The organism is Pseudomonas luteola NBRC 103146 (assembly GCF_002091675.1).
Lineage (GTDB): Bacteria > Pseudomonadota > Gammaproteobacteria > Pseudomonadales > Pseudomonadaceae > Chryseomonas > Chryseomonas luteola.
The window spans coordinates 55,939-78,943 of the sequence record NZ_BDAE01000016.1 but is presented as its reverse complement, the minus strand read 5'-3'; the positions used below and the strand labels follow the sequence as shown (position 1 = coordinate 78,943).

Genomic DNA, 23,005 nt, shown 5'->3' with positions numbered 1-23,005 from the left:
GCGCATCAGAACAGGCAGGCAAGAATTCTGGTCTTCCCTAACCAACATTCAAATGAGTCAACATGGCACCCAACCGGTGCGTAAAGCAGCTTGAGTATAGGAACGGCTTTGGAAGGATGCCAACAATAGTAAGGCTATTTATTAGGTTGCCAATCATAAGAGTTTTTGAGGACGCCGTTTTTTCACTGTGGTCTCATAGACGCGCATATCGTTGCGTCTTGCCATAATGTAAATGCCCTACAAAACAATGACTCGAGAACAGGCCCTTGCTGCGAAATACCATAAAACATCCCGCCCGGCTGGTGCCGTTGGCCTTCCTGATTACCATACTGATAGGCACGTCATTACTCATGTTGCCAGTGGCGCGAGCCGGTGAAGCGAGCGCTCCCTTTCTGACGGCCTTGTTTACTGCGGTTTCGGCAACCTGTGTGACCGGTCTTGTCACCGTAGACACTGCTACGTATTGGAGCGGCTTCGGTCAGGTCATCATTCTTGTTCTGTTCCAGATCGGCGGAATCGGCATCATGAGTGGTGCAACCTTGTTGGGTCTTCTGGTTAATCGACGCTTGCAACTGAGCAGCCGATTATTGGCCCAGAGTGAAACCCGCCTGCTTGGGTTGGGTGATGTCGTTGAGGTGCTGCGATTGGTGTTGGCCGTTACGCTCACAGTCGAGTTGACGATAGCTGCACTGCTCGCTTTCCATCTGCATTTTGCTTATCAGGAGCCTTGGGAGAGTGCCGCATGGAATGGTATTTTCCACGCGATTTCGGCGTTCAATAACGCCGGGTTTTCTACTTACTCAGATAATCTGATAGGGTTCGTCGCAGACCCTATCGTGATTCTTCCCATCACTGCTGCACTGATCATAGGCGGCATCGGCTCGCCCGTACTGTATGAGCTCAGGCACATGCGCCGGAAAAACCGGCCATGGTCTGTTCATACGCGCATTACCTTGCTGGGCTCGGCGCTCTTGTTGATCATCGGTACAGTAGCCATGCTGGGATATGAATGGAATAACGCCGGCACACTTGGTCCACTCGACACAGGGGCCAAGCTGTTGGCCGCCTTTTTCCATTCTGCTGCCGCGCGTACAGCTGGGTTTAATAGTTTAGACGTCGGGCAATTCACCACAGAGACCTTGGCTATCCACTACATCCTGATGTTTATCGGGGGCGGTAGCGCGGGTACCGCTGGAGGTATAAAGGTTACTACCTTCTTTTTACTGTTCTTTGTGGTTTGGGCAGAGATCCGGGGTAACACGGATACCGCGGTCTTTAACCGACGGATCGCTTCGGAAACGCAACGCCAAGCACTGGTTGTTGTTCTTTTGGGAACTGCTATGGTCGCGAGTGCAACACTCATTCTGATCAGCGTGACCTCGTTTCCTCTTGAAAAAATCGCGTTCGAAACAATTTCTGCCTTTGCCACGGTAGGTCTTTCCACGGGAATCACGGCTGATCTTCCTCCAATAGGGCAGGTCGTTATCATCGTCCTGATGTTCGTAGGCCGCGTCGGGACGATTACCGTGGCAACTGCCCTGGCCTTGCGTAGCCGAAACAAACCTTATCGCTATCCTGAGGAACGCCCCATTGTTGGATAAACTGTTCTCGTCGACCCGCAGTGACAGCGTGGTCGTTATCGGTCTGGGCCGCTTTGGTGCCTCTGTTGCCGAATCGCTAATCGACATGGGGCATGAAGTACTAGGGCTGGACGAGGATGCAAGCCTCGTCCAGAACTGGTCCGACCGGCTGACCCATGTCGCTCAAACCGACAGCACCAATATCGAAGCCTTGCGCCAGTTGGGCGTTGATGAATTCATACATGCTGTTGTTGGCATTGGTAGCGACCTTGAGGCCAGTGTTCTAACCGTCCTAGCGCTTCAGGAGCTGGGTGTGAAAGACATCTGGGCCAAAGCCATGAGTGCAAAGCATGGACAGATTCTTGAGCGAATCGGTGCTCATCATGTTGTCTATCCAGAGGCCGCCATGGGAGAGCGCGTGGCTCATCTGGTGACAGGCAAGATGTTCGAATTCATCGAGTTTGAGGATGGTTTCGCCATTGCCAAAACCGGAGCGCCACAGGAAGCCCATGGAAAAACGCTAGCCGAATCGGCTATTCGTACACGCTATGGCGTGACCGTGATCGGTCTTAAGCGGCTCAAGACAGACTTCGTGTATGCCAAGGCAGATACACGGATACACGAAGGTGACTTCTTGATCGTAGCGGGCACGACCAAACTGGTGGAAAAGTTTTCAGCTCAGGTTTAACGCCGTATCAATAAAGTCTCTTGATGGTCCCGTGTTGGTCGACATCCGCTCAGCTTTACTGAGCGGATGTCATTTCAGCGCTTTATGAATCAACTTCCCAGCTGATTGGCAAACTGCTCTACCGCACTTACTACCTTCTTGGCGCCATCCTGAATTTCCAGAATTACCGAACCTGCTTCGTTAGCCAATCCAAGACCATGTTCGGTCTGACTTTTGCTGGTTGCCATGCTGGCAACTGCGGCTTCGGCCAATGACTGGTTCTGTTGTACCACATCGACAATTTCTTTAGTTGCCAGGCTGGTTCGTCCAGCCAATTGGCGTACCTCGTCAGCGACCACCGCAAACCCCCGACCCGCCTCACCGGCCCGTGCTGCTTCGATGGCTGCGTTCAAGGCTAGCAGGTTTGTCTGTTGGGCGATGCCGCTGATGGTCTGCACAATGGTATTGATTAGCAGCGACTGTTTGCTCAATGCCTCGATTCCGTTGGATGCCACCTGAATCTCATCGGCGATCTGGCGCATCACGCTTACCGTATCCTGAACTACCGAAGCGCCTTTGTTAGCTGTATCGTCGGTATGCAGCGAAGTGCGGTAGGCGATATCGGCAGCTTCGGCAACCGCCATCTGCTGGTTGACCTGCTCGGTGATGACCGTAGCAAATTTCACGATCTTGTAGAGCTCGTTGCGTGTGTTGAACACTGGGTTGTAGCTTGCTTCGAGCCACACCACACGGCCCATGCTGTCTACACGTTTGAAACGGCCGGAGGCATACTCGCCCCGATTCAGCCGCCGCCAGAATTCACGGTACTCTTCGGAATTGTATTCTTCCGGCTCACAAAACATCCGGTGATGCTTGCCCTTGATCTGCTCAAGACGATAGCCGATCCCTTGAAGGAAATTATCGTTCGCATCGAGCACCTCACCGGCTGGGTTGAATTCAATTACGGCTGTGGAGCGGCGCAGTGCCTTGATGAGGCCCGCATTCTCAGTGGCCACATCTACAGATTCGGTCACATTGCTTGCCAGGCAGATGACTCCGGCAGCTTTACCATCCTGGTCTTTTAGCGTCTGCCATACAGCACGCAGCCACACCAGGTTGCCATCCGCTTTGGAAAGTCGATAAAGACCGCTAATGTGTTTGCCCTGTTTGATGGCAGCTTGTAAGCCCTTATAGCATTCCAGTTGTTTAACGTAAGGAGGAATATATTTATCGAGGGGCTGACCTACCATTTCTGATTTTGAATAGCCCATCGCTTGAAGAAATTGTTCATTGGCGGTCTGGATGATGCCGTTGTTGTCCAGCCTCAATGTCATCATTTCTGCTTCAAGTGCTTCTCGGATCTGCCGTAGCGAGGCATTTTCTTCCTTGAGAGAAGCGAGTTCTTGTTTGAGATGTGAATTGAACATGACTGGACCGCAAGTGTGGATGATGATGAATAGCTTTTCGTTCCTATACTTCTTTTCTAAAGACCAGTTAGTCGGTAATGGCGACAGCCGGCTGTATCCTTAGGTCGTATGCAAGGTGCTGAAACGCTTTTGCATGAATAGACAATGCTTTTCTATTAAAAAGGTTCAGACCAATGGTATTAGTGGCCTATGGACATCAAGAATGATTATTAAGCCGTTCTATTTGAACGGTATTATTCAGGATGCTTAAGCCGTATATGGAACGGAAGTTAAAACATGGATCAAAGAAATGATCCATGTTTAACGATCAAGGAACGTTACGACACGGCCTATTATGATCAGCGCTGCATAAGCGTAATTGTGTTACTGTTACCGTTTTGAGAAGCATTGGCGATATTACCAGCGGTGCTTTGGGCGATATTGATAGCGTTCATGATGCCTGTCTGCGAAACTGTAGCCATATTCAGATCGGTGTTTTGGTTGATTTGCGCAGTCTGATCAAAGCCCTCTTGGATAACGGAGATGACGTCTCCATTACCTGAGCTGAAACCTTCAAGCACATTATTATTACCTGTCTGTACCAATGACAGCGCATTTAGCTGACCCGTCTGATCAAAGTACAGATCGTTGCCATTTCCTGTCTGTGTCGCGTCAACCGAGTTGTAGCTACCCTGCTGTTTAAAATTACCTCCATATCCATTGCCGTCTTCGCTAGTAATCAAATTACCGCCGCCCACCTGAGCTGTCCTGAACTGATTGTTGGAACCATTCTGCTCCACACGGGAAGTATTACTTGCACCGCTCTGGTTAGTAGTGACTATGTGGTCATTACCTTTATGTTGGTGGGCAACCACCACATTACCGTAGCCGTTCTGCTGAATAACAATGTCTGACAGAACAGTATCGTACTGATTGGCGCGGGCATTATTGACATCACCCTCTTGGTAAATACTAACCTTTACTTGATCAGACCCATTTTGATAAGTGTGCGCCGCATGTCCATCGCCAAGCTGAGTAACGGCTTGCCGTGAAAACCCAGAGTTCTGCTTTGCTTCTACTACGTTATGGTCTCCACGCTGCACAAAATCCTGATGGGATGTAATGGTGTTTTCTTGGGAGGCGTAAACACTGTTGTAATAGCCTTCCTGAGTAACATTCGTCTGAGAGAAGGTATTGGCATCCTGAAAAATGCGGGAGGTGTTGTTGTTACCGTTCTGTTCAACCACAGAGGTACTCCCCAGGCCACCTGTGCTTGTGTTTTCAGCGCGGTTGGTAACGCCTTCTTGCCTTACAGTGACGTCGTTTTCAAGACCAGTCTGATAAAGGTAGATATTATTGGCTGTACCGTCTTGGGAAAGCGTGACCTTGCCATTTTCGCCAGACTGGGCAGCGCTGGCAACGTTACCTTCTCCGGTCTGGGTAAGGCTGGCCATATTGTTTTCTGCAAAGGCATGGGCAGCAATAGCCAAGGACAGGATGGTAATCGCGAGGGGTTTGATCTTGAACATATATATATCCTTATAGGCCTGTTGTTGATGTAGTCCGGTACAGGTACGTATACAGGAGAGCACACATTTACGTTTGGTTAGTCAACGTGAAATAAAAGAGAAGTAGAAATATTAAATTAAACTCTTCTTGAGTTTATAACGCTTTTAATTAAATAGTAGTAAGAGGTGATTGTTTTTTGAACCTGATAGAGGATTGATCAGTATTAAAGATACTCATGCGAATTGCTAGCTTCCTAAATATCGGTATGCAGCTCCGCCGTTGGCAAACCAATAGAGGTAATTAGTATAGTAATTCGCTGGCGCTACTCGCTTGAGAATACTCTCAGCCAGGCGAAGGCAACAGGCGCAGCAGATGACCAATCAAGCCCCAGCGCCTGGTGACATAGACGTGCTTGGTACGCGTCCTGATGGCGCCATATATACAATCGGCGGCTTTTTCAGGCGTGGCCACCCAGAAGGGTTTATCAGCTTTCAACATGTCGGTGTCGACAAAGCCGGGACACGCCTCGGTTACTGTCACAGGCAGTTTATGGTGACGTGCCAGGTCGCGCAGGCCATCCAGGTATGTCGAGACGAAGGCCTTCGAGGCGCAATAGGCGGTAGCGCCCCCATTGGCACGGAGCTTGGCAATGGATGAAATTCCTACCAGGTGACCCTGTCCCTGCGCTATGAAATGCTTCATGGCTATTTGGGCCATGGCCGCAAAGCCCAGTGCATTGACAGCGATAGTTTCTTCATCGAGCTGCCAAGTCAGGTCCGGATTGACATGGCCTGTCCCCGCACTGATGACTATTAGCTCAACGTGACCTACCTGCTGGATAAAGCCTTTCAGAGCTATCCGGGCTTCGTCTATTTCCATCAGGTCCAGTGGGCAAATGATGGCGTGATCACCTAGTTCCTGGGCGAGTGCCTGAAGGCGTTCAACTCTTCAGCCAAACCGACCCGCCAGCCTTCTGTTACCAAACGGCGCGCCAGTGCCTCACCCATTCCGGAGGAGGCACCGATAACGATGGCGCCAGGGCGATACGCAGGTGGTTTTACTTCCATTGAAGATGGTCCTTGAGCAGTACGTTGGGAAAGCCTAGCACTACACCCGGTGTCTAGTTAAATGGGTATGTCATACATGCATCACGCGGTTTCTGACAAAAATGTCATTGCAATGACCCGTTTCTGACCGTGCGGCCTGGTTAGGGTATATCGATCCAACCAAGGAGCCCTGTCATGGACAGAATCGTTACATTCACATTGCTCATGCTGGCAGTCGTAAACGCAGAAGCCGCCTTACCGAAACAGCCGGAGCTGGATTTGGCCACAGCCCGTCGCTTGCTGGACGCTGCGCCCTGTCATGCTGCAATGGCAGCACTTGATCGCGGTGGGAACCCCATTCTTATTCAGCGCGATACCCGGGTGGGCCCTCATAACGCAGACGCTGCCCGCCGCAAAGCCTATACCGCACTGTCTACCAAGACAGCGACACGCCAGCTGGCCGAGAAGGCCCGCCAGAATCCGGAGGCTGCCAACCTCAATACCTTGTCTGAGCTACTGCTGCTTGGAGGCGGTGTGCCCCTCTATGAAGGCGACGCGCTGGTAGGCGCTTTTGGCGTAGCAGGTGCTGGCGGCGCTGCCCAGGATGAGCAATGTGCGACCGAGGCTGCCTCGGCGATAGGTTTGAAAACTAACCCTTGAAGGAGAACCACCATGAAGACTCTGATACTGGCGCTGGGTATGACGGCAATGTCCGGCATGGCTGTCGCTGCCAATAATCCGCTTAGCGTACATGTGCTCAATCTTGAGACCGGCGTACCCTCATCCGGTGTAAATGTAACGCTTGAGCGTCACATGGGAGAAGCTTGGCAGCCGCTGGCGCAAGGCACCACCAACGAGCAAGGTCGCATCGCTGAGCTGTATCCCAGTGATAAGCCCTTACAGAAAGGTGAGTATCGAGTGGTTTTCAAGACCGGCGAGTATTACAAGAAAACCGGCCACGAAACCTTTTTTCCTGAGATCCCTGTGATCTTTGAAGTCAAACAAACGGATCAGCACTATCACATCCCACTGCTGCTCAGCCCTTATGGTTTCAGCACCTATCGAGGTTCATAGGGCGTCAGTCAACGAGTCTTGAGAAGATGTTGCCATTGTGTCGGTATCCACTGAATGATACCGACCCTTCACGCTAGTGCTGGCGGAGAAGACGATACCGTTTTGCTAAACAACGGTACGCCTACTTCTCCAGGCAACCGGGTTGATCGCGTTTGGATTTACGCTGGGGTCCAGCGTGGCCCTCGTCGTAACGAAGCGGAGAGGGAAGGCTGAGAGATTTGATCAGGGTGCACCAAGGTGTACGTCCAAATCGAAAGCGATTACCGGGGCTTTTTCCTGGCCTGTGACCACTCGGTCCGCTGGCTAGCTCTCTTCCTGCCTCGGCAAAGCGTTGGACTACAGCATCCTCATCAATCTGGCAGAGTGAGCCAATAAGGGTTCCTGATAGAGACCTAGCGGGTTCTGCTAACGCTCCGCCTTGATGGCAGAGCGGATGGCTTCCAGCAGCATCTTGCAGGCGGGATTGTCATTATCTGTACGCCATACCAGATGCAATTCGCTTTGTATGCCGTCGCCCAGATCGATTTCCCTAAATATCACCTCCTTGAAGACGACATTGGTGGCGCAGCGAGGTACAAACGCCAATCCCATCCCCGCGTTGACCAACGCCAGAATGGTGAGCGATGAGCTTAGCCATTGAATGTATTCCGGCTCGACGCTGGCGGAGCGGAACATACCGGTTAGCAGCTCGTTGAAGGGGGGATAAGCTGAGTGCGAATACATGAGAAAGGGCATCCCATGAAGATCCTGCATGGTTATCACAGGTGCATGAGCTAAGGGATGGCTGGCGGGTACAGCAAGCACGAACGGCTCACGCACCAGGCATTCGGTTTCATAGCCCGGCTGCAGGAGTGGTGCACGGACGATACCCAGGTCGATACGGCGTGCCCGTAGCGCTTCGTGTTGCTGAAACGTATTCATCTCGGTCAAGGCAACCTTGACGTTAGGCTGACTAAGACGGGCTTCGGCAATGACCTTGGGAAGAAACTCATAAACGGCGCTGCCAACGAAGCTGATGGTAACCGAGCCGATGTCGCCTTCGGCAAAACGTCGCGCGGCAATTGCAGCCTGTTGTGCTCGCTCCAGAAGTGCCTGGGCTTCGATGAAAAAGGCTCTTCCTGCCGCAGTCAGGGCTACGCTGCGCGTACTTCGAGAAAAGAGTTCTACGCCCAGGCTATGCTCAAGTAACTGAATCTGCCGACTTAACGGCGGCTGCGTCATGTTCAGCCGCTCTGCCGCACGGCGAAAGTTGAGTTCTGTGGCCACCGTGGTGAAGCAGCGGAGCTGAGCGAGTTCAAACATTGATCTAATACCGGTATCAATCAAGACCTAATATAGATTAGACAGTAACAATATCGGCCTCCATTATCGACGCTCTCCTACAAAAACAATGAGCGGGAGTCGCCCATGAGTAATGTCCAGTCTTCCGTGGACTCCACGGTGCTAACCCGTGCGGTCTCCAAGGTGAAGCGGCATGTCTTGCCGCTATTTGTCGTCATGTTCATCGTGAACTACATCGACCGGGTCAATATCGGCTTTGTACGTAGCCATCTCGAGACCGATCTCGGGATTGGTGCCGCTGCCTATGGTTTGGGTGCCGGCCTATTCTTCATTGGCTATGCGCTATTCGAGGTCCCGTCCAACATGCTCTTGCAGCGGTTCGGTGCCAAGGCCTGGCTGACGCGCATCATGTTCACCTGGGGTATTGTCGCAACGGCCATGGCGTTCGTACCCAATGAAACCTGGTTTTATATCCTGCGATTCCTGCTTGGCGTTGCCGAGGCGGGGTTCTTCCCTGGGGTGGTTTACTACTTCACCAAATGGCTGCCTGCTGATGAACGTGGCAAGGCCATGGCAATTTTTCTGAGTGGTTCAGCCATTGCCTCTATCCTCTCTGGTCCGTTGTCTGGCGCCCTGCTGGGAATAACCGGGCTGGGGATGTCCGGCTGGCAATGGATGTTCCTGATTGAAGGCTTGTTCTCGGTCGTACTGTGCGGTTTTGTCTGGTTCTGGCTGGATTCCCTGCCCAAGGATGCCAAATGGCTGAGCACGGAAGAGCGCAATGCACTGACTGACTGTATCGATGAGGAGCAACGCCAGCGCGAATTGGCAGTAGGTGAGAGCAAGGCTCATCCTTCAGCGTTCAAGTTGTTGCGTGATCCGCAAATCGCGCTGTTCTGCTTTCTGTATTTTTCGATCTCGCTGACGATCTACGGCTGCACTTTCTGGCTGCCAAGCATCATTCGCTCCATGGGCGGGCTGGGCGACTTCGAGATTGGTCTTTTCAATTCCATTCCTTGGATCATTTCCGTCGTGGCCATGTACCTGTTCGCCAGTCTGGCGTCCCGCTTCAAATGGCAGCAGGCCTGGGCCTCATCGGCCTTCATCATTGCAGCCATTGGGCTGTTCGCCTCGACGATGGGGGGGACGGTGTTTGCGTTTCTGGCTATCTGCTTCGCCGCTATCGGATTCAAGGCAGCGTCATCACTGTTCTGGCCGATCCCCCAGTCTTATCTGGATGCACGTATCTCGGCGGCAGTCATCGCACTGATCAATTCGGTAGGTAGCCTGGGCGGTTTCGTTGCGCCTGCCACGTTTGGCTTTCTGGAGGAACGGACCGGCTCGATCGAGGGTGGCCTCATTGGCCTTGCCACGGTCTCCTTGATTGCTGGCATTCTGGTCTTCATGACCAAGACGAGAAGAGGGCCTAGCGACGGGATCAAAGCCAAGATGGCCGCTGCGCCTGCTTGAGTAAAGGACGGGCCTGCCGGGCAGTCCCGTAGGCCCTCTCTAGTGTTCAGGAGTTCTATCATGAAGATAAAACACATCCGTGTAACCCCGATTGCCTTCAAGGATGCGCCGCTGCTTAACGCCAGTGGTATCCATGAGCCTTATGCGCTGCGCTCGATCATTGAGGTCGAGAGTGATAACGGTTTTATAGGCTTGGGTGAAAGCTACGGTGATGCACCGGTGCTTAGCGTGCTGCAGGCCATGCAGGAAAGCTTGCTCGGCCTTGATCCTTTCGATCTCAACGGGTTGCGCGCCCAGGTCATCCAGACAGTGGCCCGTCTTCAACCGGGTGCCAATCCCGGAGCAGAGTTGGCGCCGGGTTCACACCCCAGTAAACAAGTGGCAAATGCGTATTCGGCGTTCGAGGTTGCCTTTCTGGACCTACAAGCCCGTTCGATAGGGGTGCCGCTGGTAGATCTTCTTGGCGGCGCCGTACGCCGGGAGGTCCCCTTCAGCGCCTACCTGTTTCTGAAATATGCCGAGCATATTCAGTCACCCTATAAGCCAGACCGGTGGGGCGAGGCGATCAGTCCGGAGCAGGTAGTCGCCCAGGCGCGTACCATGATCGAGGAGAACGGATTCCAAAGCATCAAGCTTAAGGCGGGAACCCTGCTGGGCCCCGAGCATGAGGTTGCCTGTATGAAAGCGCTCAAGCAGGCTTTTCCTGGCATACCTCTGCGCATCGATCCAAACGGCAATTGGTCACTCGAGACTTCGATTCGCATGGCGGAGCTGTTAGGCGATGATCTCCAATACTATGAAGATCCGTGTCCAGGCCTTGAAGGGATGGCTGAGCTGCATCGGCGCACAGGCCTTCCACTGGCGACCAACATGGTCGTGACGGATTTTGATGAGTTCCGCCGCAGCATCGCGCTGAACAGCGTACAGATTGTGCTGGCGGACCATCACTATTGGGGTGGCCTGCGTGATACCCAGATCCTTTCCCGTATGTGTGAAACCTTTGGGTTGGGCGTTTCGATGCATTCCAATTCGCACTTGGGCATCAGTCTTATGGCAATGACGCATGTAGCGGCTGCTGTACCCAATCTCTCCTATGCCTGCGACACACATTACCCCTGGCAGGAGGCCGATGAAGAAGTTATCAAAGGTGGCAAGCTACCTATTCGCAATGGGTGCGTTGCGATTGCAGACGCACCCGGACTAGGCGTTGAGCTGGATTATGACCAGCTGGCCAAACTCAACGACCAATATCTTACCTGCGGTATTCGCCAACGTGATGACGTCCGGCAAATGCAAAAATATGATCCCGAGTGGAAAGCATTAAAGCCTCGGTTCTAAAGCAAAATGTAGTCATAGGCATCCAGAAAGCGGCTTGTCATCTGTTGCCTTTATAAGCAACAAAGGTAAAACATGGCAAGCCGCTCCATCAGGAAGCGATACAGCTTTAATCTTGCAGTTCAGCCTGAACTGCCTCCAGCTACGGCCGGTCGACATGCTTAACGACTGGAGGTATGAGCATGACAAGATCGAATCGTCTTTTATGGGGCGCTTTAGCGCTAGGCGTCGTAACAGGTATGCGTAGCATGTTGGCTCCTGCAATGGTCAGTGAGGCGCTTGCCAGGCGTTCGGCTGCTACCAACGCAGACTCCTTGACCCGTACGCTGGTTAAGCCCAGAGCACGCCATCTCTTGATACCGCTTGCCGCAAGTGAATTGTTGGGCGACAAACTTCCATTTGCCCCCGATCGGACAATCGCACCGTCAATGATGGTACGGGCACTGTCAGGAGGTGTGACCGCTGCAGCCTTGGCTGGGGCGCAGCGGCAGCCTGCTTTGGTCCCCGCTTTGATCGGCGCAACCGCTGCCTGCATCTCGGCAAAAATCGCCATTCGCCTGCGCAAGCGTTACGGCAGCTCCGGTGCAGTCATCAACGCAGCCTTGGGACTCGCCGAAGACAGCTTGGCACTTGCTATTGGTAACGCCGGGTTGAAGCGCGCTTTGGGTAAGGGCTGAGGTTGGTTTAGCAACACAGGGACAAACCTGCACAAAGGCGCAGGCGAGTCCCTGAATATATTGGCAACTGAGCGGGACTGGTTACAGCTCCTCAGTCTCGCCCAGCTCCTGGTCAGCTCGTTTGCAACGGTGGAGTACGCGGGGGAATCATGCGGCGCGATCCGGTTGATTCGAAAGCCGCTGCAAAACGCAGCAGGGAGGAATCATCGTAGGCACGTCCGGCAAAGGTCAGGCCTACCGGCATACCGATATCGGCCATGATGCCCATGGGCACCGTTACGGTAGGTATGCCTAAGTGACGAATCGCAAGGTTACCATTGGCGACCCAGACGCCATTGCTCCAGGCGATATCGGCCGACTCGGGATTCACGTCAGCATCGGCTGGCCCTACGTCTGCAACGGTCGGGAAGATGACGGCATCCAATCCCAACTGGGTCATCCAGTCTTCCAGATCGATCCGGCGCGTCTTTTCAAGCCCTTTCAGCCCCTCAGGTAACGTGGCGATCTTGTCCCATGGCGTGATGCCGCGCTCGGCCATGTTCACATACTCGTCCATACCGGCCGCAAGGTCTCCCTCCCGGTTGGGTAGGGTGCCCGGGTCATGGGGAAAGATTTGCGGGCCATCGACGTCCACCAGACGGTTCAGTTTGGGATCCCCATTGGCCTGAAGAAAATCATCGAATGCCCAGGCCGTCAGCTCCCACAGTTCGTCATGAAGAAACTCTTTCGAGACCAGTCCACGGTTGTATACCGTTGGCGCGCCGGGACGGTCGCCTTCGCAATTGGAAACCATCGGGAAGTCAACCTCGACCACTTCGGCACCCGCGGCCTCAAGGGCTTGTCGAGCCTGCTCCCACAGTGCGATGACCGAAGGTCGGGTATGGATTCGTTGCCCAGTCGGACCGCCGATACCCGGGTTTTCACTGGTCCCTGCCTCGGGGTCTGCATTTATGTACATGCGCGGAACACCAAACCGCTTGCCAGCAAGGGCATCAGGTTTTGCGGCAAGCTCCCTATACGTGGCGGGCCGCACCGAAGAGGCGCTCGGGATTGGTACCCAGGGCTGCATCCGCCATAGATCGCCGCGTGTTTCCGGGTCATCCGCCACGATCACATCCAGCACTTCCAGTAGGTCTTCCATGGTTCTGGCAAAAGGCACAACCACATCCATCGTCGGGGTCAGTGGCCAGTTACCACGTACCGAGATTACCCCCCGTGAAGGGGTATAGGCGCACAAACCATTATTCGAAGCAGGGCCTCGTCCGCTCGACCATGTTTCTTCTGCAAGGCCGAACGCGGCAAAGCTCGCTGCGGTAGCTGTACCTGCACCGTTGGAGGAGCCAGAGGCGAAAGGCGCGGTCAGGTAATCACCGTTGTATGGACTTTCCGCGCGACCATAAACGCCGCGCTGCATGCCACCATTCGCCATGGGGGGCATATTGGTCTTGCCCAGGCAGATCGCACCCGCCGCCCGCAGACGCTCGATCGTGAACGCATCGCGGTACGCCACCAGATCCTTGAAGGCAGGGCTGCCCGAGGCGGCAGTCAGCCCTTTCACCAGATAACTGTCTTTTGCCGTATAGGGGATCCCATCCAATGGACCAAGTGTTTCGCCTCGGGCGCGACGGGCATCGGATGCTTCCGCTTCCTTGAGGGCATCAGAGTTACTGACCACGACAGCATTCAGGGCCGTGGGCGTATCAAGACCATCATAGGCTTCGATCCGGGCAAGGTAGGCATGAACCAGCTCAACTGCTGTGGTACGGCCTGACTCAAGCGCCTCACGTAGCGCGGCAATGGAAACCTCGGTTACTTCAATCATGCTGCCACCACTGGATGCGTAAAGGTGATGTGAGAGTGGTAATCCAGAGGCTTGGTGTTTTTCCTCTGGGTATGAGGCTCAAGAACATCATGTAGGTTGGAGTCAATTCTCATAAGGATCCTGGTCAAATAACAGATACGGCAGACGCTGGAGCCAGAAGCTTCTGCTTGCACACGTGTTTGGTCGCTCTGCGCACACCGAGTGGCTGATAGGTGACAAGTGTATCAAGTCAACCGAGGAGGAGCCTCCTGGTCGATAGGCGCCAGTGCAATGATATGAAACAAGCACACCGCGTCGCCCGTTTCACAGGTAAAAGCCTAATCTCGCGCAGGGCAGTTTTGCAGCGACCCTGTAGCTCTGCCAGCTATAGACGGAAGTATCGCTGGATGGCATCTACCAGCAGCTCTACGGCTTCATTGCTTTCCCTGGCTGGAGGGCGGACCAGTACCACTTCGTGGTCAGGCATGATGGGTAAGTCCTCGCGTATAACCATTCTTTCGGTTACCCGTGCACGATCCATGAGCGTAACGGCAAGCCCGGCCTCGACACAGGCTTTTATCGCCTGGCTGGAGGCGCTGTCCAACACTATCCGCCATGGCCTTCCTGCCACTGTGAGGGTGCTTATCATGGCTTCGCGGTAAGGGCAATCCGCTGCGTAAAGCGCCAGTGGTAAAGGATCGTTCAACGTGGCGGGTAGCACTGCGCTTCCTACCCAGACCGGAGTCGTGGAGGTGAGTACCAGTGCGTCGGAGCCAGCCGCGCGAGGTTGTGTCAGCAATGCCAGATCAAGCTTTCCCTGTTGGAGATGATCGCGTAGCGTAAAACTCGGTGCGGTGGTTACCTCCAGTACTACGTTTGGCCAGGAGGCTGTGAAAATGGGCAGGATGTCACCAATGACATGGGCGGCATATTCATCAGGCATACCTAACTGAACACTTCCAATTACATGTGGACCATGCAGCTCGCCCATAACCCTGTCATGGGTTCGGAGCAGCTCAGCGGCAGACATGAGCAGTCGCTGCCCAAGCGCTGTCAGGGATACCGACTGGTTATCACGCTCAAGCAGGCGCCCCCAGCAATGGTCTCCAGCCGCTGAATATGCACGCTGATAGCCGCAGGGCTTTTATGAAGATGCTCGGCCGCCAGCCTGAATTTTCCCATCCGAGCTACGGTATCAAAGGTTCGAAGCAGCTCGATATCAAGGGTTGCGTTCATCATTTAATATTTGTAAACCATTAAGTGATAAAGTTTTGATTTATTAGATTAGCTGGTTTTCGTAAGGTCGGGTGATGAATCAGACCACTCGAACGACCCGACCCCTTATCAGCGCTCTCTCAGGCGTTCTATCTCTCAGCAGAGCGCCTTTACTCCTGCTTGAAGCAATGATGGTCATTACGTGGAGTTCGGGCTTTGTGGGTGCCCGTTTTTCAATCGATTACGCACCTGCGCTGCTGGTCGTGTTCTGGCGGTGTGTAGTGGTCACGCTTTTCCTGTTGCCGTTCGTGATCAAAACGCTTCGATGTGTTCACCCCGCCGTGCTCTTGCAGCATGCGGGTATCGGTCTACTGGCCATGGCGGGTTATCTGGTCGGTGTTGTCCAGGGCATTGCGCTGGGTGTTCCGACAGGTCTGGCTGCATTGTTTGCCGATCTACTGCCTATCGGTACGGCACTGCTTAGCGTTACCGTTCTGGGGCAACGGCTTTCGGGCAAGGTATGGCTGGGGCTGGCCATTGGTCTTGGCGGAGTGCTATTGGTTACCTATGACGCCCTGGCGTGGGGAGATGCGCCTTTATGGGCGTATGGGCTGCCCATATTAGGCATGCTGTCCCTCGCGGTGGCTACGTTATGGCAGAAGCATTGCAGGCTTTCTCATCCACTTGGATTGCTGCCAACAATGTGGCTGCAGTGTGCGGTATCTGCAGTGGTATTCGCTGTGCTTGCAGGCTGGCAGGGTAGCCTCTGGCCCATTCCAACGGCAGGTTTTGCATTGAGTGTCTTTTGGACCGCGGCAATTTCTACCCTTGGCGGCTATGGTCTGTATTGGGTGTGCCTGCGGCGCTCATCACCCACACGGGTAGCCAGTGTGCTCTACCTGAGCCCAGCGGTTACGCTGGTATGGGCATGGATGATGTTCGGCGAGCCGCTCTCGTGGCTTATGTTGGTAGGTGCCGCTGTTTCTGCAGGAGGAATCCTGTTGGTCGTCCGAGCGGACAAAACGTAACGTCTTCATGACTCGATCATGGTACGAATGCGTGTAGCCATTATGTCCATGGCGAAAGGCTTGGTTAACACCGCCATGCCCGGCTCCATTTGCCCTTCGCTCAGCAGGCTTTTTTCGGCGTAGCCGGTAATGAACAGAACCTTGAGGCCAGGGCGCCAAACCCGTGCTGCATCAGCGACCTGTCGGCCGTTCAGGCCACCTGGCAAGCCTACATCGGTAATTAACAAATCGATGCGCCTATCCGAGTGCAATATCTCCAGGCTAGCTGCACCGTCGCCAGCTTCGAGGGCGATGTATCCAAGGTCTTCAAGAATTTCCATGATCAACGTACGAACCGTAGGCTCATCATCTACTACTAGAACGGTCTCGCCCGGCTCTGAGCGGGGAAACTCTGTAGCTTCGGCAAAGCCGGTCAAGGGGGTGATAGCATTGCCATAGTAACGAGGCAGGTAGACACAGACCGTAGTGCCTTCGCCTAGTCGTGAATTGATTCGGACCTGTCCGCCCGATTGCTGGACAAAGCCATAGACCATGGACAATCCTAGGCCGGTGCCTTTTCCGATTGGCTTTGTTGTAAAGAATGGCTCGAACGCCCGCTCAATGACCGTGGGAGGCATCCCGGTTCCGCTGTCGGTAACACTGAGCGTGAGATAGTCTCCCGGCGGTAGATCGTGCTGTCGCGCCGCGTACTCATCAAGAGAATGGTTGGCCATTTCAACGAGGATACGCCCGCCTTGAGGCATCGCGTCGCGAGCATTGATGCACAGGTTAAGTAGGGAGTTTTCAAGTTGAGGTGCATCGACCAGCGCAGACCACAACTCCTCTGGGGTATTCATTCTTACGGGCGTCGCAGGGCCTACCGTACTTTGAATCAGCTCCTGCATACCCAAAACCAGCTGTCCGATACGGGTCGGCTTGGGATCCAGCGTCTGGCGCCGTGAAAAAGCCAGGAGACGGTGGGTAAGCGACGCCGCACGCTTGAGACCGTTTTGGGCCATGCCCAGATAGCGCTCTAGATCATTCAGTCTTCCCTGCTGTATACGGATCTGCATCATATCCACTGACCCGGAAATGCCAGCCAGCAGGTTATTGAAGTCATGGGCGACACCGCCTGTCAGCTGGCCGACGGCTTCCATCTTTTGTGCATGACGCAAGGCTTCCTGCATCGAAGCCAGCTCGGCTTCTGCTGCCTTTGCTGCCGTGATATCCCGTCCGGTTGCATAGATCTGCCCGGCAGAGGGCGCCGCAACCCAGGAAAACCAACGGGTGGAGCCATCCTTATGGCGATAGCGATTCTCCATTTCAGACAGCTCGCCGCGTGCAGCTCGCTCATAGGCTTCCAGCGGCGAAAGAGCGGTATCGGGTATCACGAGTTCACTGATGTTCTGTCCGAGCAGTTCTTCCGGTTCATAACCCAGGATACGTGTCCAGGCGGGGTTGACCTTACGGAAAATGCCCTCGTAATCGATCACCAGCAAAAGGTCGGGCGAAATCTCCCAGAGGTGATTCAGCTCTATGGTTCGCTCGGTTACCTGATGCTCAAGATTCTTTTTCTGTCCTTGCAGTACCTCGTCTGCATGGCGGCGAACGGTAATGTCGCTTACTGCGCCAAACCACTCGGTAATATCACCCGCCGCATCAAGAAACGGTATGGCTCGTGATTGCACCCAGCCTATACTGCCATCAACGCGCTTGACCTGATGCTCCAGGCTAAACAACTTCCTGGAGGTTATCGCTTCGTTGAGGGTCGCCTTCACGCGGGGCTGCTCGTCAACGGGAATATAATCGGTCAACCAGTTCGGATTGGGCGAGGATGTATCCTTCAAAAAGCCACGCCCCTTCAGCTCGTGCATCTCCTGCCAATCCCCACTCATGGAGTACAGCCCCTCGGACGATGCACTGACAAAGGCACTCAGGCGCGCCTCGCTGGATTTTGCAGCCAGCACTTGCCGCTCCAAATCGGCATTGGCCTGAAGCAGCTTGCGCTCGGCCACGATACGGCCCGTCGTTTCCGTCACAACCAGAAAAATACCTGCGACATGGCCATTGTCATCCCATAACGGGCTATGGCAGTGCGTGAAGAATGCTTCCTGCTGTACCCCGTTGCGATTGGGTGTGTATCGGGCATCCTCTACAAAATAAGCCTTCCCCGAGAGGACATGATCAAAAATCGGAGTCAGCTGATCCCACATCTCAAACCACCATTCCTTGGCGGGTCTTCCAAGATTTCCAGGGTGCTTGTTACCCAGACTTGGAGCGTAGGCATCGTTGTAAAAGGTAATCAGATCCGGACCCCAGTGCACCATCATGGGAAAGTCGGAGCTGAGTACTATTCTGATGGCTGCCTGAAGCAACAGGGGCCAACCTTCGACAGGGCCTAATGAAGTGTTCTGCCAATCAACGGCCCGTAATCGTTCACCTGCCTGACCGCCTCCCACGAGACAAGACTGCTTACCCATCATACGTTAGCGTTTAGCCCTAGAGGAGAAAGAATTGCAGGGGCAAATGCCCGCCGAGTGATCGAAATGGCTGTTTAGACCTGCTATTTAGCCTGTCTTTTATACATCTCAAAATCAAGCGGCGTAACGTAAAGACTTTGCAGTAGAAGGGATTTCATCGTCCCCAAAAGCGATGTGGTACGGATAAGATCCTTCAAAAGCTGAGCGGAAGAAGCCGTGCGGCATTCCTGCCGACGTGCTCATGCGCCTAGTTGGTGGCCGCGTGAACATGAGGGTTATAGGTACGGATTTCAGAAAAGGCTGTTGAGGATTCAGTCGATCAGACCGAGATGAAACCAGCCTGGCTGGTTTCATCTCCAGGCGTCACACTAACTGGCCCATTGAGAATTTCGAATGACGCTGCAGAAATTCAGGGGAGCGAATTGAGGGTCTTTGTCAGCGATAACATCTGCCTTGACATTGCCGAACGTAGTCTGAGGTTTGTGTTTTATTCCCTCGTAAAAGGCCTGAATGATCTCTTCCTTGAAACGATTGCCTCGAGGATGGGCATTGACGATTGCTTGTCGTTGCTCATCGCTGTATTCCGGGTAGGTTAGCCCTAGCACGTCCATCTCTACGCCTGCCGTGACCAGGGCAATCAGCGGATGCATGTGCTGGGGAATGCCCGGCGTGGTATGCAGTGCAATTGAGGCCCAGACGGTATCGATATCCTGTTGGTTTATCCCGTGGCTTGCCAGAAATGTCCTGGCCGCGTTGGCACCGTCTACCTCAAAGCGCTCGCAGGCGCTGCTGTGCTGATGCGTCAGGCCCATGTCATGGAACATGCAGCCGCAATACAAAAGCTCCGCATCGTATGTTAAGCCGCGCTTTTGCCCGGCCAGCGCCGCGAAGTAATAGACCCGGCTGGAATGGTGAAAGAGGAGGGGAGAGGCGGTATCTCGAACAATCTCAGTAATTTCCCGAGTCAATGCAGTATCGGGGATGCTAACGCCATCAATATTAATACTCATGCAAACTCTCCGGCAAAGGGTGGAAAACAAAGTTTCACCTGTTGTCGGTATGTCCTCAATTGCAGTATTGCGTTAAATCCTGCCATTATCCGTCTGAGACAGACGTGTAGAGGACTTCAATGACCAGACTTGTCGCCATCCTGGCACTTCCCGGTGTGCAGCTGCTCGATGTGGCGGGTCCTTTGGATGTTTTCGCACAGGCTAACCTTGAATCAGGAGGCTCCTCCTACCTGTGCAGGGTAATTGGGCTTAAGTCAGGTCCCGTCCAAAGTTCGTCAGGTGCACGTCTGTATGCAGACGGCGTTGTCAATGAACAGCCGGAGCGCTATGACACTGTTCTTGTCGCAGGGGCACCGCATATCTCCAATCTCAAGCCGGACCCGATAACTCTGGCGTGGATACGCGGTGCAGCAAAGCGTGCGCGGCGCTTTGGTTCTGTCTGTACAGGTGCATTTGTTTTGGCTCACAGTGGCTTGCTCGAGGGGCGTCGTGTCACTACTCATTGGGCTTGCGCACCCGCGCTGGCACAGGCATATCCCAGCGTCCAGGTCGAAGAGGATGCTATGTATATTCGAGACGGTAAATTGAGAACATCAGCTGGGGTGACGGCAGGTCTCGATCTTGCCCTGGCACTGGTAGAAGAAGACTTGGGCCGGGACATTGCAAGACAGGTGGCTTCTCAGCTGGTTATGTATTTCAAGCGACCCGGAGGGCAGCTCCAGTTCAGCCGGCATGGACAGTCCAGTGTTGGCGGTCGGTCTGTTCTGCAGGAAACACAACGGTGGGCCATGGCGAACCTGTCGTCACCGTTGTCAGTCGACGCGTTAGCGGCTCATGCAGGTATGAGTCCCCGACATTTTGCGCGATTGTTTTCAGCTGAAATCGGTGAAACGCCTGCGGTATGGGTAGAGCGTGCGCGCATAAGCGCCGCTCGTTTGCTTTTGGAAGAGCAGGGCGATGTGCCCAAGCAAGTCGCTACCAAGGTCGGCTTTGCCAGCACCGATACGTTGCGCCGAGCCTTCATGAAACACGTGGGCATTACTCCAGCCGAATACCGTAAACGCTTTCATGCATCAGAGGCTTAATGCGTAAGACATAAAGCCGCTACCGCACTACAGTTACATTCACATGCTCGGTCTGTCCGGAATCATCTAGTACGCTGATCTCGTAAGCTCCCGGCCTGGGAAACGTGTAACTCAATTGTTCCGATTGCTCTGCCACCGGTTCGCCGTTGACGAACCACCAGCGTGAACCTTCACCACCCTGCGCGGTTACGGTGATGGAAACGGGTTCGGATTGTCCGGCAGGCGCCTGTAATCGTGCACCATCACGTAGCCCGGTAATTTGTAACGGACTGGCTGCAGTGCCAAGGGTAGGCGCACAGCTTGAATCGATTGATGGCAGACGGGACGTGCGTCGCTCGCGCGCGGCCAGCCAAGGTTCGAGGGACGCAGGCCAAGCCAGGAAACGTACCGGACGTGCGCCAGAACATGAGGGTGCCACCTGCTTGCCTGCCTCGTTGACCCAATAGGTCTCATCCAGGCCTTGACCCAAGGGCTGGTCAGGAGCTTGCATTGTGGGAGGCGTCTGTTTGTCCAGCGTGAAAGCCCAACGTCGGACTCGACAGTTTTCATCACTGGTCGGAAGCGGTTGTCCCCCAGGCCAACAGATGGATTCCACCCCGACGCTTGCTGGTCTGGTCTGTATGGGGGAGAGACGTCCTCGCTGAGTATCCCGATTGAGCAATATATCGTTGACCTGAAAGAGCAGCGGGGCGGCTGAAGCAAGGCCAAACTGACCGGCTACCGGCGTGCCGTCAGGGCGACCGATCCAGACGCCAACCACATAGCCTGGCGTAATGCCGATTGACCACGCATCCCGAAAACCATAGCTGGTTCCCGTCTTGTAAGCCAGCGCTGGAGCCAGTTGGGTTTCATCCAGGAGGGGATCTGAGCGGTCGGCCAGCATACGCCGAACGATCCAGGCAGCACCGGGCGACATCAACCGTCTTTCCATCACAGGCTCTTCTGGACGAAACCGCAGGCGGGCTACCTTTCCCTCTCGGGCAAAAGCGCTATAGCCGCTGACCAGGTCTTCCAGTCGAGCGCCGACACCGCCTAGTATCAATGAGAGATTGGGCTCAGCGCCTCGAGGATAAAAGAGCGGGACGCCTGCACCATGCAGTTCACCGGAAAACCGCTTGGAGCCATAGGCCTCGAGCAATTGCACCGCAGGGAGATTGAGCGACCGATGTAACGCCTCGCTGGCAGAGACGGGGCCACTGAAGCCTGAAGAGAAATTCCCGGGCCGGTAATCGCCAAAGCGTCGAGGGACATCTTGCAGCAAGGATTCCGAGTGGATCAGACCTGCGTCCAGCGCCTGGGCATACAGGAAGGGCTTGAGCGTGGAGCCGGGTGATCGTATGGCTGATACCATGTCGACATGGCCAAACCGCCGATCATCCGTGATATCGACAGAGCCCAGGTATGCCTTTACCGCCATGCTCCCGGTATAAACCACAATAATTGCAGCTGAAGTGCGCTCCGGTAGACGGGCCCGCCAATCAAGGAGCAGCGATTCGAGGCGCCGTTGCAAGGCAATGTCGATGGTCGTGTGGATCGCTGGCGACTCTCCTGGCGTATTCAGCCGACGAGCCAGCAGCGGTGCCTGGTCAGGCGATTGCCGGGGCGCGAGCCACACAGGTTCTTCCATCGCCTCTTTTACCGCTTTGGCAGGCCATACCCCTTCGCTGTCCAGTCGAGCGAGCACTTTGTCTCGCGCCGCCTGTGCTCGTTCGGGAAAGCGATCCGGCCTCAAACGACTGGGCGCTTGTGGCAATACCGCAAGTAGTGCTGCTTCGGCACGTGTAAGGTTGACAGGTGACTTGCCAAGATAGGTCCAGCTGGCGGCGGCGACCCCTTCCAATGTGCCGCCGAAGGGTGCACGGTTGAGGTACAGCGTGAGGATTTCCTGTTTGGACAGGTGCCACTCAAGCTGAGCGGTCCGAAACAGCTGGCGAAGTTTTCCCGCCAGAGTCCGCGAGTGTGGATCGAGCAAACGGGCAACCTGCATGGATAGCGTGCTACCTCCCGAGACGACCCGTCCGCTTGAGAGATTCAGCCAGGCGGCACGTGCGAGCGCAGCCGGATTGATGCCGGGGTGCTGATAGAACCAACGGTCTTCATACGTCAGTAACGCGTCGAGGTAGTAGGGCGAAACGGTATCTGGCGTAGCAGGATAGCGCCAGATACCTTGCCCATCAGCGAACCGGTAGAGCGGCTCGCCGTCTTCGGCCAGAATGACATGGGCAAGCCCATCGTCAGGTACAGGTAGCGGCCAAAGCTGGTCAGTCAGCCATAACATTGCAGCAAGCACTGAAAGAAGGCTCAGCGCGAGACGAGACCAGTACTTTGCGGCGTGCAGGCCTTTTTTCATGGCTACACAACT

The 23,005-nt window shown here is 54.5% G+C and carries 17 protein-coding genes and 3 pseudogenes; 9 read left to right on the top strand and 11 right to left on the bottom strand.

Going from position 1 to position 23,005, the window contains the following annotated elements:
- Positions 1 to 266: 266 nt before the first annotated feature.
- Both PLU01S_RS16915 and PLU01S_RS16910 read left to right on the top strand, forming a co-directional pair.
- Positions 267 to 1,601, top strand: a complete 1,335-nt coding sequence (locus tag PLU01S_RS16915) for a TrkH family potassium uptake protein (protein ID WP_233432228.1) — start codon at positions 267 to 269, stop codon at positions 1,599 to 1,601.
- On the top strand, positions 1,591 to 2,268 hold the full coding sequence (locus tag PLU01S_RS16910) for a potassium channel family protein (protein ID WP_074829063.1): 678 nt from the start codon (positions 1,591 to 1,593) through the stop codon (positions 2,266 to 2,268). The genes PLU01S_RS16915 and PLU01S_RS16910 overlap by 11 nt, the downstream gene beginning before the upstream one ends.
- Before the next feature lie 89 nt (positions 2,269 to 2,357).
- Here the strand turns inward: PLU01S_RS16910 and PLU01S_RS26660 are convergent.
- The 5 genes and pseudogenes from PLU01S_RS26660 to PLU01S_RS26000 all read right to left on the bottom strand — a co-directional run.
- Positions 2,358 to 2,786 (bottom strand): annotated as a pseudogene (locus PLU01S_RS26660) (methyl-accepting chemotaxis protein); the annotation flags it as partial.
- Positions 2,787 to 2,903: 117 nt separating this feature from the next.
- Positions 2,904 to 3,674 (bottom strand): annotated as a pseudogene (locus PLU01S_RS26655) (PAS domain-containing protein); the annotation flags it as partial.
- A gap of 338 nt (positions 3,675 to 4,012) precedes the next feature.
- Positions 4,013 to 5,182 (bottom strand): hypothetical protein, encoded by a 1,170-nt coding sequence (locus PLU01S_RS16900; protein WP_074829051.1) that lies wholly within the window; start codon positions 5,180 to 5,182, stop codon positions 4,013 to 4,015.
- A gap of 322 nt (positions 5,183 to 5,504) precedes the next feature.
- The gene (locus tag PLU01S_RS16895; RefSeq protein WP_233432232.1) at positions 5,505 to 6,044 is read right to left on the bottom strand and encodes an SDR family NAD(P)-dependent oxidoreductase; all 540 of its coding nucleotides are present in this window, start codon (positions 6,042 to 6,044) and stop codon (positions 5,505 to 5,507) included.
- A 29-nt stretch (positions 6,045 to 6,073) separates the two neighbouring features.
- Entirely contained in the window at positions 6,074 to 6,229 is a 156-nt protein-coding gene (locus PLU01S_RS26000; RefSeq protein ID WP_216822623.1) for a hypothetical protein, read from the bottom strand.
- Positions 6,230 to 6,403: 174 nt separating this feature from the next.
- On the opposite strand from PLU01S_RS26000, the gene PLU01S_RS16890 reads away from it, so the two are divergent.
- Positions 6,404 to 6,868, top strand: coding sequence for a heme-binding protein (locus PLU01S_RS16890; RefSeq protein ID WP_074829047.1), 465 nt, complete (start codon positions 6,404 to 6,406; stop codon positions 6,866 to 6,868).
- A gap of 12 nt (positions 6,869 to 6,880) precedes the next feature.
- The gene (uraH, locus tag PLU01S_RS16885; RefSeq protein WP_074829043.1) at positions 6,881 to 7,282 is read left to right on the top strand and encodes a hydroxyisourate hydrolase; all 402 of its coding nucleotides are present in this window, start codon (positions 6,881 to 6,883) and stop codon (positions 7,280 to 7,282) included.
- 405 nt (positions 7,283 to 7,687) lie between these two features.
- Here the strand turns inward: uraH and PLU01S_RS16880 are convergent, their stop codons facing one another.
- Positions 7,688 to 8,584 carry a LysR family transcriptional regulator gene (locus PLU01S_RS16880; RefSeq protein WP_074829040.1) on the bottom strand — a complete coding sequence of 299 codons (897 nt, stop codon included), beginning with the start codon at positions 8,582 to 8,584 and terminating at the stop codon, positions 7,688 to 7,690.
- Between the two features lie 105 nt (positions 8,585 to 8,689).
- Between PLU01S_RS16880 and PLU01S_RS16875 the strand changes: the two genes are divergently transcribed.
- The 3 genes from PLU01S_RS16875 to PLU01S_RS16865 all read left to right on the top strand — a co-directional run bounded on the left by PLU01S_RS16875 (position 8,690) and on the right by PLU01S_RS16865 (position 12,045).
- Positions 8,690 to 10,033, top strand: a complete 1,344-nt coding sequence (locus PLU01S_RS16875) for an MFS transporter (protein WP_074829037.1) — start codon at positions 8,690 to 8,692, stop codon at positions 10,031 to 10,033.
- A gap of 60 nt (positions 10,034 to 10,093) precedes the next feature.
- Positions 10,094 to 11,371, top strand: coding sequence for a glucarate dehydratase family protein (locus tag PLU01S_RS16870; protein ID WP_074829035.1), 1,278 nt, complete (start codon positions 10,094 to 10,096; stop codon positions 11,369 to 11,371).
- A 179-nt stretch (positions 11,372 to 11,550) separates the two neighbouring features.
- A complete protein-coding gene (locus tag PLU01S_RS16865; protein ID WP_074829032.1) occupies positions 11,551 to 12,045 on the top strand; it encodes a DUF4126 domain-containing protein in 495 nt (164 codons plus the stop codon).
- 112 nt (positions 12,046 to 12,157) lie between these two features.
- Here PLU01S_RS16865 and PLU01S_RS16860 read toward each other — a convergent pair whose 3' ends face one another.
- Entirely contained in the window at positions 12,158 to 13,867 is a 1,710-nt protein-coding gene (locus PLU01S_RS16860) for an amidase (RefSeq protein WP_074829029.1), read from the bottom strand.
- Between the two features lie 364 nt (positions 13,868 to 14,231).
- A pseudogene (locus tag PLU01S_RS16855) lies at positions 14,232 to 15,082 on the bottom strand (LysR substrate-binding domain-containing protein).
- Positions 15,083 to 15,237: 155 nt separating this feature from the next.
- Between PLU01S_RS16855 and PLU01S_RS16850 the strand changes: the two are divergent.
- Positions 15,238 to 16,089 carry a DMT family transporter gene (locus tag PLU01S_RS16850; protein WP_074829123.1) on the top strand — a complete coding sequence of 284 codons (852 nt, stop codon included), beginning with the start codon at positions 15,238 to 15,240 and terminating at the stop codon, positions 16,087 to 16,089.
- A gap of 5 nt (positions 16,090 to 16,094) precedes the next feature.
- On the opposite strand, the gene PLU01S_RS16845 is transcribed toward PLU01S_RS16850, so the two are convergent.
- Together PLU01S_RS16845 and PLU01S_RS16840 are read right to left on the bottom strand one after the other, a co-directional pair.
- Complete coding sequence (locus PLU01S_RS16845) at positions 16,095 to 18,551, bottom strand: hybrid sensor histidine kinase/response regulator (RefSeq protein ID WP_216822622.1); 2,457 nt, start codon at positions 18,549 to 18,551, stop codon at positions 16,095 to 16,097.
- A gap of 365 nt (positions 18,552 to 18,916) precedes the next feature.
- Positions 18,917 to 19,558, bottom strand: coding sequence for an HD domain-containing protein (locus PLU01S_RS16840; protein WP_074829023.1), 642 nt, complete (start codon positions 19,556 to 19,558; stop codon positions 18,917 to 18,919).
- Between the two features lie 119 nt (positions 19,559 to 19,677).
- On the opposite strand from PLU01S_RS16840, the gene PLU01S_RS16835 reads away from it, so the two are divergent.
- Positions 19,678 to 20,643 (top strand): GlxA family transcriptional regulator, encoded by a 966-nt coding sequence (locus PLU01S_RS16835; RefSeq protein ID WP_074829018.1) that lies wholly within the window; start codon positions 19,678 to 19,680, stop codon positions 20,641 to 20,643.
- A 19-nt stretch (positions 20,644 to 20,662) separates the two neighbouring features.
- Here the strand turns inward: PLU01S_RS16835 and pbpC are convergent, their stop codons facing one another.
- A complete protein-coding gene (gene pbpC, locus PLU01S_RS16830; RefSeq protein ID WP_074829016.1) occupies positions 20,663 to 22,993 on the bottom strand; it encodes a peptidoglycan glycosyltransferase PbpC in 2,331 nt (776 codons plus the stop codon).
- Positions 22,994 to 23,005: the final 12 nt, after the last annotated feature.